The organism is Pedobacter sp. (genome assembly GCF_041645105.1).
In the GTDB taxonomy this organism is placed as follows: Bacteria; Bacteroidota; Bacteroidia; order Sphingobacteriales; family Sphingobacteriaceae; genus Pedobacter.
This window is the reverse complement of sequence record NZ_JBAZQQ010000011.1, coordinates 34,667-53,659: the sequence shown is the minus strand read 5'-3', so window position 1 is coordinate 53,659 and position 18,993 is coordinate 34,667. Positions and strand designations below refer to the sequence as shown.

The window sequence follows — 18,993 nt, the reverse complement described above, 5'->3', positions numbered from 1 at the left end:
AAATTTTATTTACCCAGTACTGCCTTTATATAAGGACTGGTATCTAACATTTCATTACTTATCTGTTCGGCAACTCTGATAACCATTTCGGCATTAAGGCCGATAAAAAGAGTTGTCATAGCTAGTATCCCGATTGGAAGTACCAACATTGTTTTTTTTAAAGAGCTCAAAGGTTTGAAAGCATCTGTTACTGGGGCTTCTGTAGAAGCGTCTTTCCAAAATACTTCTGACCACATTTTAGCGACCATCATTAGTGTTACAAAACTACCGATAATGATGGCTGCAATAAGGAAGTAGTTTTCACCAACATAAGCCGCATCAATCAGGTAAATTTTGGGCCAGAATCCTGAAAGGGGTGGAATGCCTGCCAGTGAGAAAAGGACAATAGCGATCAACAGAGATAATTTGGGGTATTCTGCATATAAACCACCTAGTCTGGACATGTTCATTGTGCCACGTAACTGTTGGATTAGTCCTGATATTAGAAATAGATTGGTTTTAACAATAATATCATGAATGAGGTAAAAGATAGCACCAGTAAATGCCAGTTTGGTATATAAACCAAGTCCTCCAATAATAAATCCAATATGGCACACAATTAAATATGAGAACAAACGCCTGATATTGTTCTTAATTACTGCACCAAAAGCCCCAGTCAGAATAGTCATAATACCCATTATTATAAATAAGGTTTTTATGAAATCATTCGGGATAAAAATCAAAGTAAATACTCTGAACATAGCATAAATACCCACCTTGGTTAATAAGCCGCCAAAGGCTGCTGCCACAGCAGAGGGAGGCGTATGATAAGAGGAAGGAAGCCAGAAATAAAGAGGGAATACGGCCGATTTGATTCCAAATCCTATCAGGAAAAACATTGAAGTCAGGTTTACAATAGTCTGGTTTTCGACCAATGGGATTTTTAGCGACAGGTCGGCCATATTTAAAGTGCCGGTTATACCGTATAATATACCAATGCCAGTTAAGAAGAACATAGAGGCCAGAATATTCATGGCCATATATTTTACAGCACCTTCTAATTGTGACTTTCGCCCACCAAGGGTAAGTAAAACAAATGAAGAAATGATAACTACCTCAAACCATACATACAAATTGAAGATATCTCCTGTTAGGAAAGCCCCATTCAGACCCATGATCAGAAAATGAAAAATAGGGAAATAGCCATATAGCATTCTGGCCCGGCCTACACCCTGTGCAGAAAATAAAGAAATGGCCAGGGCGGCGATAGAGGTAAGTAATACCATCGTAATGCTAAACAGGTCGGCCACAAATACAATTCCGAACGGAGCCTGCCAGTTTGCGGCATTCATCGTTAAGATGCCACCATGAAGTACTTTAGAAAATAAATGTATAGAGAATAAAAGCCCGATAAAACTTCCGGTAATACTTAATACACGTTGTGTTACAGTTTTCCGCCAGAATGCCAGTTGCAATAAGGCGGTAAATAAATGAATTATTACTGTTGCTATTATCTGGTTATCAATCATAAATCTTCTTCTTCTGGTGTGTTTAAGTCATCCAGGTCATCTGAGCCTAATAAGGCATATACACGTTTTAATAAAACAATAGCAAAGGAGGTAAGACCAAAGCTGATCACAATTGCAGTCAGAATCAATGCCTGAGGAATGGGGTCCGCATAAATGTCAGCAAAGGTTTTTAGGTCAGCATCGATGATGGGAGCTTTGCCCTTGGTAATATTACCCAATAGAAATATCAGAATGTTGGTGCCATTACCCAAAAGTATGATACCCAAAAGTAGGCGGACCATACTTCTTCTTAAAATCAGATAGACACCGGCGGCATACAAAACGCCAATAAGGAGGACGAGTATAAGTTCCATATTAGTTGGTTTCCAGAGAAATGGTGAATAAAATAGTTAATACTACACCGATTACCACCAGATAAACACCCAGGTCGAAGAATAGTGCGGAACCAATCATTCCAATAACAGGAATGGGCTGCTCTATCCAAAGTCCTGTCATTACGGGCAATCCGAATAATACTGGAGCAAACATGCTTAATGTAGCTATGATTAGTCCTGCAGGAATCAGTGATAAAGGCTTATATCGAAGAATTTTCATTGTACTATCTGTTCCATAAGCTAAACTATGAAGGACAAAGGCAATAGAAGCAACTAAGCCACCTACGAATCCGCCACCAGGGTAATAATGCCCGCGTAGCAGCAAGAAAATAGAGAACAACAATAAGATGGGGAGCAGATAATTTGATGCGGTTTGTAAAATAGTACTTCTCATAATTATTCCCTTTCTGAAGATTTTAACCTTAATTTTAGTAAACTATATACACCTAAAGCAGCGATACTTAACACTACAATTTCAAACATGGTATCAAATCCCCTGAAGTCTACAAGAATAACATTAACTACATTCTTTCCCTTTGCAAGTGTATAGGCATATTTTCCGTAAAACTCGCTGGTTTCTATAACAGTTGGTACCTGCAACACTTTGATAGCAATAACTGATAAGATTGCTCCAAAAGTAATGGCTACAAATGCATCTCTGGTGATTGTTCTTGAATTGTTGGTTGAGAAATTAAGGAATGGCGGTAAATTAAATAAGACAAATACAAACAGGACTACCGTTAATGTATCTATTGTAAATTGTGTTATGGCCAGGTCAGGTGCACTGTAAAAAACAAACATTAAACAAATGGCATATCCGATTACACTAGTGCCAACAACTGCTGTGAGTCTTGACGAAGTACGAAGAGTAAGCACTACAGCAGCCATCAGGATAAATACATTTACAGCTTCATAGACACTAATTTCTGATAGCTTACTGTAATCAATATAGATTGGTCCTCCAATAATTAATTCATACAAGAGTAAAGCCTCAGCAAATATGATGATTTTAAGAAGATAAGACCTTAGGAAGCCATTGTGCATTGTAGCCGAATACCACGTGGAAAATGAAACAAAACCGTCAGACAATTTATTAAAAATGTTATGAGGTGAAATCCAGTTAAAACGCCTTACAAATACCATTTTTTTATGGTCAGGTGTATTTACGTAATAGAGCCCTGTCCCAGCTGCAAGTGTTACCAGACTTAAAATAAGTACGGTGTTAAAGCCATGCCATATTTTCAAATGAAAATCAACTGCAGTTCCGGCTACAGCATGTACAGTTGGGGAGATGATATAATCTCCTATTATTCCAGGGAAACAGCCAAATACAAAGCCAAGAATGGCAAGCGCCAGGGGTGGAATCCACATTGACTTATAAGGCAAATGAATCTTTTCAAAACGGTGGGGCAATTTGCCAGTGAAAGGCTTTATCCCCGCAAGAAAACCTGCGGCAACCAGGCAAACATTGGTAAGGACTGCTGCAATAGTGAGAAATATTGCGATTTTTTGATCAGCATGCAATGTCGCTTCATAAATAAGATCTTTTCCGATAAACCCAAATGAGAGTGGGAGACCTGCACTGGAAAGTGCAGCCAGTAATCCTGCAATAAAAACAGGAAATAATACACTCCGGAGCCCCGATAGCTTGGTCAGGTCTCTGGTGCCTGTTTCATGATCAATGATGCCAGTGATTAAAAATAGAGCAGCTTTATATAAGGCATGGACAATTATAAAAGTCGCTGCGGCAATAAGAGCAGCTTCAGTTCCAAGACCAATTAAAAAAGTGAGTATTCCAAGTGCTGATATAGTGGAATAGGCAAGTACACCTTTCAAATCTGTTCTGAACAAGGAATGTATCGCAGCATAAAGCATAGTAATACCACCAACAATCATTAAGGTATATGACCATTCTGGTGTCCCTCCCAGAATTGGTGTAAAACGGGCCAGCAGAAAAATTCCTGCTTTAACCATTGTTGCAGAATGTAGGTAAGCAGATACAGGAGTTGGAGCTTTCATCGCACCAGGTAACCAAAAATGGAATGGGAACTGTGCCGATTTAGTAAAAGCAGCAATAAAAATCAATCCCAATACAAGAGGATATAAATTATGTCCTCTGATTTGGTCGGCTTGTAAGATTAGTTGTTGTATTGAGTAAGTTCCAGCTATCTGGCTCAGCAAAATTAAGCCAGCAAGGAGAAAAAAGCCTCCAAGTCCAGTTACACCAAGTGCTGTTAGTGCACTTTTTCTGGATTCGTTGCTGTCATTATTAAAGCCAATAAGAAAGAAAGAACTAATACTGGTGAGTTCCCAGAATACAAATAACAAAAGGATATTGTCTGATAATACTACACCCAGCATGGCCGACATGAACAAGCATAAGTAGCCATAGAAGCGATCAAGGTATTGATGTCCTTTAAGATATGAGCTAGCATATATAAAAATAAAGGATCCTATACCAGTAATTAATAAACTAAATAGTAGCGAAAGCCCATCCAGTCTGAAATCAAAATTGATATCTAAAGAGGGTACCCATTTATAGGATTCAAACCATACTTTGCTTTCCATTACAGAAGGAATGAAACTGCAGAAGTAGCTGAATAATAGGATCGGCAAAATAGAAAAGGCAGCACTCCATTTGGATTTGAAAAATTTTCCAAATGGGACTAAAAGACATGAAGTGATTATTCCTGACAGTACAATAAATAGCATTTAATCTTGTTTGTTTTGTAGGCGAAGCTTCCAAAATAAGTAAGAATATACGAAATGCTAGATTTTATTGAAAAAAAAACATGTTTTACAATAAAAATGATACTTAGCTGAATAAATGTCTATTTGTATAGACCGTTTCGGACTATTTCAATAACTTATTTCTTTTTGTTGGAAAATAACCAAGGTAATAACTCCGGTTCTGCAAAGGTAGCGTCCCAACTGTTGTGGTTGGCTTCTGGATATAATGTTAATTTAACAGGTTTGCCAAGTACTTTTAATTGATCTGCAATCCTTGTCGAAAAAACAACCGGAACTACGTCATCTTTTTCACCATGGAATATCCATAAGGGGGTGTTCTTATACTTCTGTACGTTGGCTACATTATCACCTCCACAGATTGAAAAAGCTGCTGCAAATGTCCTGGGTTTGCGTCTTAACAATTCATAAGTACCCATTCCACCCATCGATAAGCCTGCCACATAAACACGTTGTGTATCTACATAAGTTTTTTGTAAAAAACTATCTACTAAACCTAGCAAAGCATTCATGGCTTTGCTAGGTTCGCCTTTTTCCTGAAAAATAAATTCTCTTTTACCTTTGCCGTCAGGTACAATATTTACATTTGACCAGTAGCTATCTGGACTACACTGCGGAAATACTACAATTGCAGGAAAATTCTTCCTTATATCTTCCCTTAAGAACAGCTTTGCCCCGTGGGTCAATTGTGATTGATTGTCATTCCCCTTTTCACCACTGCCATGGAGGAAAAAGAGGATAGGATATTTTTTTGTTGCATCAAAGTTCTCTGGAAACAATACCCTATAGTCGATATTATCTTTTCCTTTCAGAAAGCTCCCTTTTTCATATTTATTAAAATCCTGGGCATTACTGTATAAAGCAAAAAGCAATAACAACGAGAAGGTGAGATTGAACGTTTTCATGTAGCAAAATTATTGATTTATGAAGTATAAATGAAAATTATGTGGGTTTATTATTAATTTTTACGTTCATCTATAAGCTTGTTGATTAAATCTTCTGTACGTTTATTCAAAATGAATTGATGCCATTCCTTCATCACTGTCCTATTTGCTTCTTCACTCTTGTCATCACTCTTGGAAATGGAGTGGACCATTTTATCCATAAAGGCTTTATGTATTTCCCATTTTGTTGTATCATTACGACAGGTATCAACTAAATAGTCTAAAAAGAAGAAATTTGCCCAGCGATGCCGACTATTTGGCTGACTATAAAAAACCGGAAAGGATATCTTATTTGCAAATGCCTGAAAGATATCTTCAGGATCAAAATCAAAAATATCGCATAATTGTTTAAAGTCTTCAGGGATGTCAATGGTAATTGTTAGGTTCATAATTTATTGGTTATAAGGTTAAAGTATTTGTCTAGTAGTTCCTGATGTTTTTGTACTCTTAATTTTAAGGATCTATAAATGAATAAATGCAATCTCAATTCTTGCAGATCATCTATGTAATTGAATGTTAATGGATGTACTGCTTCATTACTACGGAGATCATTATATATTTTATGACCTTTCATGTAAAAGCCCATCGCAGGATTCTCAAGTGACATACCTAAGCTGGTACGAGCCTCCATATCAGCAAGGGATATGTTCTCCATTAAATTGGTAAGATGTTCAACTGGACCGATCTGTTGGATTTCACAAATCAAACAGAAGTCGGGACTTAAGGTCAGTGTCTGGTCCTTTCCCAGATATAGGGTTTTAGATTTAACTTTATCTTTTCCAATATGAAAGAAAAGTTTTTGAACCAGTTTTTCTGCTTTTTCTCTTCTTTGTTTGTTATTTAACCCCGTTTGTAGAGAGATCATGTGCATGCCCTTAACTGCTTGAACAGAACCTTCCAGATCTGTAGTTGCAATCATACCATAATTTTTCTGATCATCAGGAGTTTCTTTCTTGTCATATGAATACTTAGAAAGTGTACGGGTCGCAAGTTCATAAGCATCAACTTCAGTAGGAAAGATCATATCATAAAATGAAACATGATCAATAAATTGCTGAAGAAAACGCTGAATGGATAAATTGAATATGGTACACGCGACATTAAAATTATGTGGAATGTAGGTAATGGTAACATCTTCTGGTTTATTCATAATTGTAAATTGGGAGATAATTAATGAATCAAAATTCAATAACCTTAAATTTCTAACCAATTCAGAAAAGATCTATCGTAGAATACGAACGGTCTATTTTAGCCCTTTAAAGTGCCTTTAGCTTATTAGATCAGTCATGATGTAATCACTGCAGAATAATGTTTTGAAAGTGTGCATATGAGTAAGAACAAACCATATTTTATAAAAGCTTTTTTAAATTCCTTGGTGTTTTCCTCAAAGTTTTAATTAGTAGTCACTATAAATTATTAGTCTTATTACGTTTGTCAGATAATTTAATCAATGAAATATGGCTGAGGAAAGAACAAGACTTCTCAATAATATACATCAGGGGCGAAATGTAAAACGCTTTCGAGAAATGCTCGGGATGAAACAAGAAGCACTTGCTATACAATTGGGGGAGGATTGGCACCAGAAGCGAATCTCTATATTGGAAACCAGGGAAGAAATTGAGCCGGAAGTGTTAGTCAGAGTTGCAATTGCCTTGAATGTTTCTGAGGATGCTATTAAAAACTTCGACGAAGATACCGTAGTTAATTATTTGAATTCCTATACTTCAGGCATAAGTCAGAAACCTCAGACAATTAATAGTAACCTTCATCAAGACTGTAACTTTAACCCATTAGATAAACTAATACAGGTTTTAGAAGAAAATAAGATGCTATACGAGCGACTACTTGTCTGTGAACAGGAGAAAATAGAGATCCTTAAAAACTCAATAAGTCATTTACTATAAATAGAAAACCTTTCAGGACCTTGAAAGGCTTTCTATATATTCAATCATGTTTTATTTGTTGGCTAATGAAAATTTTGCCTCCATAACATCTCTTGAATTACCTCCGATATAAACTTTGAAATCGCCCGGCTCAGCAACAAATTTCAAAGCGGTATTATAGAATTTCAAGTCCTCTTCAGTAATTTTAAAACTAACGGTTTTACTTTCACCAGGTTTTAAGCTGATCTTTTCAAAACCTTTTAGTTCTTTAACTGGGCGTGTAGAACTACCTATTAAATCTTGAATGTACAATTGTGCTACTTCCTTACCTTCAACAATGCCTGTGTTTTTAATCTCTATACTAGCTGTAATAGACTCTCCAGATTTGAAGCTGTTTTTACTTACTTTTAAGTTGCTGTAAGCAAAAGTTGCATAGCTTAAGCCATAACCAAAAGGATATAAGGGATCGTTGCTTACATCAAGGTAATTAGAACGGAATTTACTAAACCATTTGCCTTCTTCTAACGGTCTTCCAGTCTTTTTATGCGCATAATATAAAGGAAGCTGACCAACATTCTGAGGGAAAGTTGTAGTCAGTTTACCAGACGGATTAACCAGACCAAACAATACATCAGTAATAGCATTCGCTGTTTCAGTGCCTCCAAACCAAACATTTAAAATGGCTGGCAAGTTTTCACTTTCCCATTTCAATGCCAATGGTCTGCCAGTGAATAGCACCAATACAACTGGTTTACCTGTTTTAAGTAAAGCTTGTAATAAACGTTTTTGAATAGCAGGAATTTCTATATCTGTTCTGCTCGATGCTTCGCCACTCATTTCCGAGCTTTCACCTAATGCAGCAACTACTACATCTGATTGTTTAGCTAATTTTACTGCTTCAGCAATAACGACTTCCTCAGGTCTGTTATCACGTGGAATATCACGACCAAACATCGTAGCACGTTCCTGGTATTTGGCATCAGCAAGTAAGTTTGAACCGAGGCTATGTAAAATCTTAATGTCCGAGCCAGCAGCAGCCTGCATGCCCTGTAGAAGTGATTTTGTATTCGCAAGATCACTATTTACACTCCATGTTCCCGGCATATTAGCTCCAGTATTTGCCAATGGGCCAATTAATGCAATGGTACCACTCTTCTTTAACGGAAGCGTGTTGTTTTCATTTTTTAACAAAACGAAAGACTCTGTGGCGACCTTACGTGCATAATCCAAATGCTCTGGTTTTAAGATTTCTGTTTTAGCCCTTTCCTCGTTGCAATAACGGAAAGGATCTTCGAACAAGCCCAGTTTATATTTAGCCTCTAATATCAAGCGGCAGGCCTGATCAATCTTCTCAACTTTTACTTTTCCTTCTTTTACAGATTTTTTAAGTGTCGTTAAGAAACCTTCACCAACCATATCCATATCAACACCTGCATTTAAAGACAAGGCAGAGACAGCTTGTAAATCACCCAGGCCGTGGTCTATCAGTTCATTTACTGCAGTGTAATCGGTTACAACAAAGCCTTTAAAACCCCATTCTTTACGTAATAAATCAGTCATTAACCATTTATTGGCTGTTGCAGGAACACCATTAATGTCATTAAATGAAGTCATGATACTACCTGCACCTGCATCTAAGGCAGCTTTGTAAGGCGGCAGATATTCATTGTACATTCGATCAAGACTCATGTCTGTAGTGTTATAATCTCTACCAGCTTCTGAAGCACCATATAATGCAAAATGCTTTACACAAGCCATCATTGTGTTATATTTGGCAAGATCATCACCCTGATATCCCTTTACCATCGCTTTGGCTATTTCTGAACCCAGGAATGTATCTTCTCCTGAACCTTCAGAAATACGACCCCATCGGGCATCTCTGGAAATATCAACCATAGGAGAGAAAGTCCAGTTTAATCCATCTGCTGTAGCTTCAGTAGCAGCAATACGTGCTGTTTTTTCAATCATAGCCATATCCCAGGTACAAGACAGTGCTAATGGAATAGGGAAGGTGGTTTTGTAGCCATGAATTACATCCTGACCAAATATGATGGGGATCTTAAGCCGGGTTTGCTGAACAGCAATTTCCTGTGCCTTACGAATCCGGGCAGGAGTAGTTAAGCTGAAAATGCCACCCACCTGTCCTTTTTTAATCTTGGTTTCAACATCTGTACTGATTACTGATCCCGTGGTTGCTTCACCTCCGGTAAGCAGATTCAATTGTCCTATCTTTTCGTCTAAAGTCATTTTTGACATCAGCGACTGGATAAAGACGTTCATTTTCTGATTATTTTGGAGAACGACCTTTTTATATTGTCCTGAACTGGTATAAATACCTAACAGGAGGGATAGTGATAGCAAAGAAAAGAATTTCATTGTGTGTTATTTATTGGATGTGGAAAGGATTGCCGGGCTGCTAAAACCCAGCTTATTCAAGCCATTTTGTATTTCCGGACTGCTCATAAATAGTTTCCATAGTAAACCACTGCGGTAGTTCTCAATCATAACAATGATTGGCCCTTGGTCTATAGCCAGGTGTGATTTTGCGTACCAGTTATGGTGTTCGCTAAATGCATCCGTAAAACCATATTCAGTCCATATTTTTGAGCCCATTTCTTCATAAAAATACCGTAGTGCCTGCATAGAATATTCAGGGGTGTATGGGAAAGCTGATAATGCAGCAGTAGGCGTAATCACTCCTAAATCTTTATTGGGCGAATGTGCCGCATAGCCTTGCCAGCTATCACTAGCAGTAAGGCCCCAGGAATTGGGTCCATAACCTTTGTATTTTTTGGGATTGGCCAGACAATAAGCTCTGTTTACCAAAGTGTGGTTTTTGTTCTGTTCCCAGTAATCAGCATATTTGTCTTTCAATCCTCTCGGATCTAAACCTAGAAATGAATAGTGAGAAAAAAACAATGGGCCTCCATTGTCAAATCCCAAGGGGAGTTTGTGTCCGTAAAACTCTTTGCCATTGATAAAAAAGTTGCTCTGCGCCCAGCCCCTGTGGTAAACTGCCGCAGAGACCGGATATCTGTTTGCCGATGCAGCGAGTACATAGGTAATCAGACACTCGTTGTATCCCCGTAAAGGAAAATTCATGGCCCAGCCGTTGTTGGGGCTCCAGTGCCAGTACAGTACTTCTTCACCACCCTTGGTGAACCAATCCCATTCTACTTCGTCCCATAGCCAGGTAATTTTGTTTCGCAGTTCTTGCTCTACGGCATTATTAGCGTTAAAATATTGTTTGGCCGTTAACAGTCCCTGAAATAAAAAAGAGGACTCGACCAAATCTGCGCCATCATCTTTGCGACTAAAAGGAATCGTTTTTCCTGTGGCTCCATTTAGCCAGTGCGGAAATACACCATGGTACGAATCAGCCTTGGTTAAAAAGGTAACCATTTTAAGTAGAAATCGGGAGGCACTGTCCCGGCTTACCCATTTTCTCTCAGTAGCGGCAATGGTGGCCATAATGCCAAATCCAGTACCACCAGTCGTTGTTACTTCGCCACCGTAATTAAAAGCTGTATTGCTTCTTTCTCTTGCCAGGCCACTTATAGGATGGGCAAAGTCCCAGAAATAACGGAAGGTTTGTTTTTGTACCAGGTCCAGGAGCTGATCGTCGCTTAAATTTTTATGTATTTTGAGGTCGACCGGAATGGTCTGCCTCTTTTTTTGCTGTGCTTCTACTGGCTCCGGAACTACGGTAGAACAGGAGGTCAGCACCAAACATACTAGCGTGAAGAGTTTGCTTTTTCCCATAATTGATACGGATAAAAAGAGGCTGCTGACCTTAATCAGCAACCTCTCTATTCATTTATATTAGTAGCCTGGGTTCTGCGTAAGTACGCCTCCACTCAGGTCGATCTCTGTTTGTGGGAGCGGCCAAACTTCGTTTCGGCCGGCTTTCCATCCTTTCGGGCCGAACACCTCTGCTCCTCGACCCTGACGAATTACATCAAAGAAACGGTCAAACTCCATAGCGAATTCTACACGTCTTTCTCTATATATAGCAGCTCTAAGTGCTGCTTGATCGGTCGTCGTAACTTTTGGGAGGATAGCCGCGTTTCCCTGACGGGCTCTTTTTCGTACTTCTTCCAAAGAGGAAATTGCCTGTGTACTGTTATTTAATTCATTAGCTGCTTCGGCATTCATCAGCAGGACATCCGAATAGCGGAGCACACGTACATTTTGTTGCGCACCTTCATTAAAGCCCGATACAAACAGGTTAAAAGGTACATAAGATTTCTGGTTGTACATAGGGTTATCGCCTATTGGGTCAATTACATCACCAGAAGGGGTAGTTTCACCTCTAAATATGATGGTGGCATCTCTTCTGGGATCGCCGGTCTCGTACGCTGCCGCCAGGTTTGCAGAAGGGACATTAAATCCCCATCCTCCGCCAGTTACACCACGTACACCTTGTACCTGCGAATATTGCGAATTGGATGCATCTTTGTTATTCGGCAATAAAGCACACTGGATTTCAAAAATTGATTCTACACTGTTCTCATTTTCTACTCTGAAAACTTTCTCATAGTTAGGTAGCAAGGAATAGCCCATAGTCATAACCGTATTGGTAAGGGACAATACATTTGCCCATTTTTTCTGATACATAGCAACTTTGGCATGCATGGTTAAGGCTGCGCCTTTTGTGATACGACCTATATCTGCGGTGGTGTAAGATGGAGGCAATACAGCAGCAGCCTCTGTCAGGTCTTTTTCTATCTGAGCATATACTTCTGAAACAGCAGCTCTTGGCAGGTTATAATCCGTTTGTGCATCTTTAGGAACGTGTAAGCGCAATGGTACACCACCAAAGGCACGCACGAGTCTAAAATAAGAATAAGCTCTGGCAAACTTAGCCTCTGCCAGATACCTTGCTTTTAGGTTCTCGTCCATAGTAATAGCAGGAACATTATCCAGCACCTGATTGGCATAGTTGATATTGCGGTATTGTCCGTTCCAGAAGCCACCAATGTTGCCCTGATCAGGGTCTATGGTAAACAGGTCAAAATCAAGGAAGAAGCTGGCATCTGAAGCAGTACTGCCTTTGTCGGCGTCATCAGAACCTGTGCTTTCAATGGCGATGGCAGGGAACGCTGTGTTTTCCCATGACCGAAGGCTGCCATATATGGCATTTACACCGGCTGCTGCATCATCAGCAGTTTTCCAGAATACTGTACTTTGTTGTTTTCCTTCTTCGGGAACGTCAAGGAAACCTTTTTTGCAGGATGGAAGTATGGATATGCCAAGGACTAAACCAATACCCAATGCTGCATTTTTATATAGATTTAAATATTTTTTCATGATTGTTGCAGTTTAAAAAGTAAGGTTAATACCGAAATTGTAGGTTGCAAAAAGCGGATACACATTTGCATCAATGCCGGCATTCAAGGCGGTGTTGGTTAATGTGGCTTTAATTTTCTCTGCATTGTCAACCGGAACTGGTCCTACTTCAGGGCTAAATCCTTTATAGCCGAATAGGTTAATCGCATTTTGAGCATTGGCGTAGAACCTTATCTTCTGTATTTTCCATTTAGAAAGGATATTGCCTGGCAGGGTATAACCTAATTGCGCATTTCTTACCCTAAAATACGCACCGCTTGAAACAAAAAATGTGTTTGGAGATGCATTTGGAGACGCACCTATCCTTGCAGAAGGATAGGTATTAGAAGTACCCTCCCCATGCCATCTGTTGTCGAAAAAGTCTTTAGTTATGTTCTCATTACCGAAACGGTAAGCAAGGTTAGCATTGTAGATGTCTACACCTGCCACACCCTGGAAATCTAAAGCGAGATCGAAATTTTTATAAGCAAAACTGGTATTTACCCCATAAGTATATTTAGGGTTCGGGTTACCGATTACTGTTCTATCCTGTGAAGTGATTCTGCCATCGCCGTTTAAATCTTCAAATTTAAAGTTTCCTGGAGCTGCGTTAGATTGAGGGAAATAACTGGCTACTTCGGCTGCATTCTGGAAAATTCCAGCCACCTTATAGCCATAAAATACGCCAATAGGGTCACCTACAATAGTTCTTGTGGCAAGGGCACCATTGGTAACGCCCGTACTTCCGCTAAAGATGGGTGTTTGTCCGGATGCTACATTAAGCACCTTATTTGCATTGTAGCTAATGTTACCACTTATAGAGTAGGCTAAACCACCACTAGTCTGATCGCTCCAGGTGGCAGAGAATTCTACACCTCGGTTTTGTATGTCGGCCTGGTTCCCCAGCATCTGATTGTCTTCAGTTCCCAAAGATCCGAGAACAGGAATCTTAAATATAGCCTTAGATGTTTTTCTATTGTAGAAATCGGTCTCAACAGTTAACCTGTTGTTTAAAAACGCCGCTTCTAGTCCGACATTGCTTCCAATACCTTTTTCCCATACAATAGAAGGCGGAATTAAGGTGTTTATACTTTTTCCGGTGTAAGGGGTGTTGTTAAAGATGGCCACAAGATTGCCATTTTGGGCAAGTGTTTGCTGTGAAGCATTGATAGGGACACTTGCGTTTCCTATAAGTCCCCAGCTACCTCTTAGTTTTAATGAGCTGAAAACTTTCTGATCTTTCATAAAATCCTCATTGGTAATTACCCATCCGGCACCTACAGAGGGGAAATAACCCCAGGCATCCGAACTACCAAAAAATTGCGAGGCACCATCGGCACGCATTGAAGCGTTGATCAGGTATTTATTTTTGAATGCATAATTTGCCCTTGCGAAATAAGATGCAAATTTAATCAGAGAACCTTGATCGGCTACACTTCTTGATGCTGCATCACCCAAACTCAGGTAAAGATCGGCTTCGGTGTTGAAAGGAACATTTTGAGCGGAGGCATTTACGGTATAGGCTTTATTACTTTGTGCAGATTGCCCTAGTAACAGCGTCAACTTATGATCTACGGCAAAAGTATTATCGTAAGTAAGCGTATTTTCTACAATCCAGTTGCGCGTTTCTATGCGTTTCAGATCGAGGGTGCTGATATCAGCTTTTTGTGCTTCTGTTGCACGATATACGGGTGCGTATTTCCTGTTTTCTATTTGTCCGAATTCTCCTCCAAAACTTGTTCTGAATGTAAAATGTTTGGCAAATTTCAGTTCCGCATATACATTACCAGTTACGCTGTATTGTTTGGTTTGCTGGTTAAAAAAATCAATTGAAGCCTGTGGATTATAGTTGGCTCCATCACCAAGATTCTGTGTTTTTGGATCGCCATAAGAACCGTCTGCATTAAATACAGGTACACTTGGGGCTGCACCATACAACTGGTGATAAATGGTTGTAGGTATGTCCCTTGATTTACTGGACAGACCTGTAACGTTGTAGCCTACTTTCAGGTCTTTAAACACCTGTATGTCGTTAGAAACCCTTGCTGTATATCTTTTGTAATTATTGGTTTTAACGTTTCCGTCCTGATCCAGGAAACCTAGTGATATGTTGTAAGTCGATTTCTCACCGCCACCGGCAACTGATAAATTATGATTGGTAACAAACCCGTTTCTAAGGATCTGATCGTACCAGTCAGTACCCTGACCAAGAGTAGAAGGATCGCTAAAGACAGGGGCGCCACCGTTTAGTCCGGCCAGTTCGTTGGTAAAGGTAGCATACTCTTGTGCATTGGCCATTTTAACTTTATTGGTTGTTTTTTGAAATCCGGCATATGCATCATAATTAACAGTAGTTGGCATGCCGGCTTTCCCTTTTTTTGTAGTGATGAGTACCACTCCATTTGCTGCACGTATACCATAAATGGACTGGGCAGAGGCATCTTTCAGAATGCTCATGTTATCAATATCGCCCGGGCTTAAAAAGCTAATGTCATTATACCATACGCCGTCTACCACATATAACGGGGCCTGGTTGCCAAATATGGTACCCAAACCACGGATGCGGATTTGTGGAGATGAACCAGGTGCTCCGTTGTTGGTAATGGAAACACCGGCTATTTTACCTTGTAATGCACCCACAGGACTGGTAGAAGCTTGTTTAGAGATCTCTGCGCCTTTTAAGCTGGCTACTGAACCTGTGACGTCCAGCTTTCTTTGTGTTCCATAGCCTACCACAACAACCTGTTCTAGTGATTGTGAAGTAGCTGAGAGGACAACATTGATTGTTGACTGACCGTTAACAGGGATTTCCTGTGTTACGTATCCTACATAGCTAAATACTAATGTGCTATTTGGTGCTGCGCTAATGGAATATTTTCCGGTAGCATCTGTTTGGGCCCCGCTATTAGTGCCTTTAATCGTTACACTAACAGCTGGAATTGTCGTCTTATCCTGTCCATCTGTAACTACACCTTTGACAGTTATATTCTGCGCAAAGGCGGTGTTGATTACAAACAAACTAAAGAGACTTAAAACAGAAAATCTTGTAAAAAATCTTTTCATACTCGTTTAAGTTTTTGGTTAAATGATTGTTAAAATTCCGTTAGATTATTAGGTATACCAAATCTGGTAACCTCAACATTATTACATCATTCACTAGATATAGATTATCTGATAACAGTCCGGATGGGAGTTTGTTCTAGCTAAAACACAGAATTTAGGGATTAAACAAAGATAATTTGTTGAAATAAGGAAAGACAATCATAAGAGCTGACTGGCTACTTTTTTTCTGGTATGAGAGGTAATGATGTAGTGTTTAAAGCTCCATTAGGAACTCTACAAGGTTTTTATCGTGAGGTACCTCTAGTTTTTTTCTTAACCTATACCTTCTGATCTCTACTCCACGAAGTGATATGTTAAGCAGGGATGCAAGTTCTTTGCTGCTCATATTCATGTGTAGGTATGCACAAAGTTTCAGATCATTCGGTACCAGATCGGGATGGTTTGCCTTTAATTTTTTGAAGAAACTTTCATGCGCTTCATTGAAGCTGCTTTCAAATAAATTCCAGTCTCGCTCGTCATTCATCCCTTCATCAATTACTTTTTGAATTTTTCTAAGTTGTTCTTCCGCAAGAGGCTTCCCATTGCCATCTTTTAGTTTGAGCATTTCCTGACTTATTTTTTGAAGTAGTTCATTTTTGTACACCAGGCTCATGGCTGAGTTAGCAAGCTCTCTGCTTTTACCTGCAAGTTCTGCCTGTAGTTTTTCGGTCTGTAGTTTAATGATCTGTTTTTCGGTTGCCTCAGTTTCCTTCTTCAGGTAAATATCCTTTTCCTCCTGTAGTTTTGCAGCAATAGCTTGCTGATCTTTAAGTAACTTTTTTTCATAAAGTTTTTTACCAACCAGTAGAATTATAATAAACATGAACAGGTATAGCAGGACAGCCCAGTTGCTGGCATAGAAAGGAGGTAGCACTGTAAAGTTGAAGGCAGTGACCTGACTGCGGGTTTGATCGTTTATTTTAGCTCTTACCAGGAATTTATATTTTCCCTGAGAAAGGTTGGTGAAATCTTTCTGGGAAGCTGTACTCCAGTCGGACCATTGTTTGGAATATCCCTCCAAAAAATACTGGAATTTAATTTTTGCTTCCCGGTAATAAGGAAGTGCGTACGAGATTCGGATGTTGTTTCTACTGAAAGGTATTTCTATTGCGCCTTCTCCGCTGCTTCCAACTTCGCTTATGATGGAATAGGTATCGGTAATGTCTTCTATCTTACGGATCAGGACCGCGGGTAAGGCTGTTTTCTTGTCCCGTGTATCTGTAGCGTTGTAGATTACAAAACCATCATCAACACTGATGAGGTAAATCTGGTTGCTGATTTTACTGATGTTTTCGTAATATTGAACCATCCGGCCATCGAGGATACTAAAGCGGGTAGAGTCAATTTTGATTTTCCCCTCTTGTTCAAAGCTCGCCAATGCCATTTTGCCGTCATTAATAAACCAATATTTTTTATCACCTGCGCTAATAATTTTGTTGGATTTTGAGTACGAACCGATCACTTTATTCAGAACCTCATAGGGAGTAAACCGGTTGCTAATTTCGTCAAATGTTAAGAAGCCTTTGTCTGATGAGTAAAGCAGCTTATTTTCAAGCGTAAACAAGTTGATGTTGTAGCTGCTGGGCAATCCATTACGCTCATCATAATATTTAACTGCAGTTACTTTTTTAAAATCGGAGCTAAGCGATAATTTGTATAGCCCACGATAAGCATGACTTACCCAGAGGTCTCCTTTGGCATCTTGTTCTACAAATCTGGAGGGTTCCGAAAAGTTTTCTATCTTATGATAGAATTTCCATAAGCCGGCAACATCCCGTTTATAAAGTACAAGACCTGTGTAGGTGCCCTGAATAAGGTATTCATTGTTTAGTTTCTTTATCGTCCAGCCACCGCCCGTACCAGAAATTCTTTCAATAGAATTGTCGGTTACCCTAAACGTATAGTCATTGTGTCCGCAAAGTAATTGGCCGTCTATTAAACTGAGATCCCAGACTTGTCCTTGTGAATTGGGTATCAGTTTAAAATTAAAAGTTTTAAAAGGCTGACCATTGTCTGCTGTCCAGGAACTGGAAAATAGCCCCTGATTGGTGCCCAGGTATATTTTATCTTTATAAATAAGACTGGAATAAACAGTTCCAAAAAGACCCGTTTTATCAAAGTAAAAATATAAAGGAGAATTTAGCTCGATACGATCTATGCCATTGTCGAGACCTGCCCATAAGTTCTGCTCATTATCAGTATAGATACTTAAAACTGTATTGTTCTGGAGTCCGCTGGATTTGTTAATTTTTTGAATAATCTGACCTTCTTCATCGATAATGATTAAGCCATTTAAAATAGTGCCATAAGCATAATATTTATTCAGAATTTGCACGCCATTGTTGAGCTGATAAGTTTTTAGAAATGGATTAGCTGCGGTATTGAAGGGTGTATAACTATGCCCATCGTACAGGAATAATCCTGATTTGCTGGTGCCAATTAATAATTTACCTGATTTATAAGGTAAAATAGAGAGGACGCTTTCTGGTAAGGGTGGTCCGTCATTACTTAATGGTACAAGCTGATTCCCCTTTAATTCAAATAGGCCTTTTCCCAGTTCTTCGATAATAAAGCGCTGATTTACTTGGTGTAAAAACAGAAAAGATCCTTTAGTCTTGATGACGCTGATTTTTTTGTCCTGATAGATATAGATGGAGCTGAAAGATTGGAAAATGATCTTTTTGCCGGCTACATATATTTTCCATATTTCATCGGCAACCTTGTGCTGTTTTGGAATAAGCTGAACGAGAGAATGATATTTTAATTTTTTATCTGTTACTTTCCAGTATCCGAATTCTCCAAAACTACCAGTATAGATGATACCATTAGCATCGGATGTAACTGAGCGTACTATCTGTTTGTTTGGCATTTTATATTGCTGCCAATACTTTCCATCGTAGCTAAGAAGCCCTTCGGTATTGCCGAAATACATTATCCCTGACTTATCTTTGGCTATTGACCAGTTTTGGTTGCCCGATAAATAGATGGATTTTGGGTAATTTTGAATATAGGGAACTCCTATACTTTTAATATTTTCTGCTGATGCGCTAAAAGCGCATAAGAAAGTGATACAATATAAGAAGTATTTTAGCAGCGCCCTGTTCAT

The 18,993-nt window shown here is 39.2% G+C and carries 13 protein-coding genes; 1 reads left to right on the top strand and 12 read right to left on the bottom strand.

All coding sequences use genetic code 11. The features are described 5' to 3' along the window. Window positions 1-5: 5 nt before the first annotated feature. From WC623_RS23460 to WC623_RS23430, 7 genes are all read right to left on the bottom strand, one after another. Window positions 6-1,508, bottom strand: coding sequence for a proton-conducting transporter membrane subunit (locus tag WC623_RS23460; RefSeq protein WP_372855766.1), 1,503 nt, complete (start codon window positions 1,506-1,508; stop codon window positions 6-8). Then, entirely contained in the window at window positions 1,505-1,861 is a 357-nt protein-coding gene (locus tag WC623_RS23455; protein ID WP_372855764.1) for a Na+/H+ antiporter subunit C, read from the bottom strand. Before WC623_RS23455 ends, WC623_RS23460 begins: the two co-directional genes overlap by 4 nt. A gap of 1 nt (window position 1,862) precedes the next feature. Continuing rightward, window positions 1,863-2,276, bottom strand: coding sequence for a Na+/H+ antiporter subunit B (locus WC623_RS23450; protein WP_372855762.1), 414 nt, complete (start codon window positions 2,274-2,276; stop codon window positions 1,863-1,865). Window positions 2,277-2,278: 2 nt separating this feature from the next. Next, on the bottom strand, window positions 2,279-4,594 hold the full coding sequence (locus WC623_RS23445) for a putative monovalent cation/H+ antiporter subunit A (RefSeq protein WP_372855760.1): 2,316 nt from the start codon (window positions 4,592-4,594) through the stop codon (window positions 2,279-2,281). A 155-nt stretch (window positions 4,595-4,749) separates the two neighbouring features. Next, window positions 4,750-5,535, bottom strand: a complete 786-nt coding sequence (locus WC623_RS23440) for a prolyl oligopeptidase family serine peptidase (RefSeq protein ID WP_372855758.1) — start codon at window positions 5,533-5,535, stop codon at window positions 4,750-4,752. Window positions 5,536-5,588: 53 nt separating this feature from the next. Beyond that, window positions 5,589-5,963, bottom strand: a complete 375-nt coding sequence (locus tag WC623_RS23435) for a hypothetical protein (protein ID WP_372855756.1) — start codon at window positions 5,961-5,963, stop codon at window positions 5,589-5,591. Continuing rightward, complete coding sequence (locus tag WC623_RS23430) at window positions 5,960-6,724, bottom strand: hypothetical protein (protein ID WP_372855754.1); 765 nt, start codon at window positions 6,722-6,724, stop codon at window positions 5,960-5,962. Before WC623_RS23430 ends, WC623_RS23435 begins: the two co-directional genes overlap by 4 nt. Before the next feature lie 307 nt (window positions 6,725-7,031). Between WC623_RS23430 and WC623_RS23425 the strand changes: the two genes are divergently transcribed. Next, a complete protein-coding gene (locus tag WC623_RS23425) occupies window positions 7,032-7,478 on the top strand; it encodes a helix-turn-helix domain-containing protein (protein WP_372855752.1) in 447 nt (148 codons plus the stop codon). 51 nt (window positions 7,479-7,529) lie between these two features. Here the strand turns inward: WC623_RS23425 and bglX are convergent, their stop codons facing one another. The 5 genes from bglX to WC623_RS23400 all read right to left on the bottom strand — a co-directional run bounded on the left by bglX (window position 7,530) and on the right by WC623_RS23400 (window position 18,993). After that, window positions 7,530-9,833: a beta-glucosidase BglX gene (gene bglX / locus WC623_RS23420; protein ID WP_372855750.1), complete on the bottom strand. Its 2,304-nt coding sequence runs from the start codon at window positions 9,831-9,833 to the stop codon at window positions 7,530-7,532. 6 nt (window positions 9,834-9,839) lie between these two features. After that, on the bottom strand, window positions 9,840-11,219 hold the full coding sequence (locus WC623_RS23415; RefSeq protein ID WP_372855748.1) for a glucoamylase family protein: 1,380 nt from the start codon (window positions 11,217-11,219) through the stop codon (window positions 9,840-9,842). 60 nt (window positions 11,220-11,279) lie between these two features. Further along, window positions 11,280-12,767, bottom strand: coding sequence for a RagB/SusD family nutrient uptake outer membrane protein (locus WC623_RS23410; RefSeq protein WP_372855746.1), 1,488 nt, complete (start codon window positions 12,765-12,767; stop codon window positions 11,280-11,282). A 12-nt stretch (window positions 12,768-12,779) separates the two neighbouring features. After that, window positions 12,780-15,848, bottom strand: a complete 3,069-nt coding sequence (locus WC623_RS23405; RefSeq protein WP_372855744.1) for a SusC/RagA family TonB-linked outer membrane protein — start codon at window positions 15,846-15,848, stop codon at window positions 12,780-12,782. Window positions 15,849-16,101: 253 nt separating this feature from the next. Then, window positions 16,102-18,993, bottom strand: coding sequence for a triple tyrosine motif-containing protein (locus WC623_RS23400; protein WP_372855742.1), 2,892 nt, complete (start codon window positions 18,991-18,993; stop codon window positions 16,102-16,104).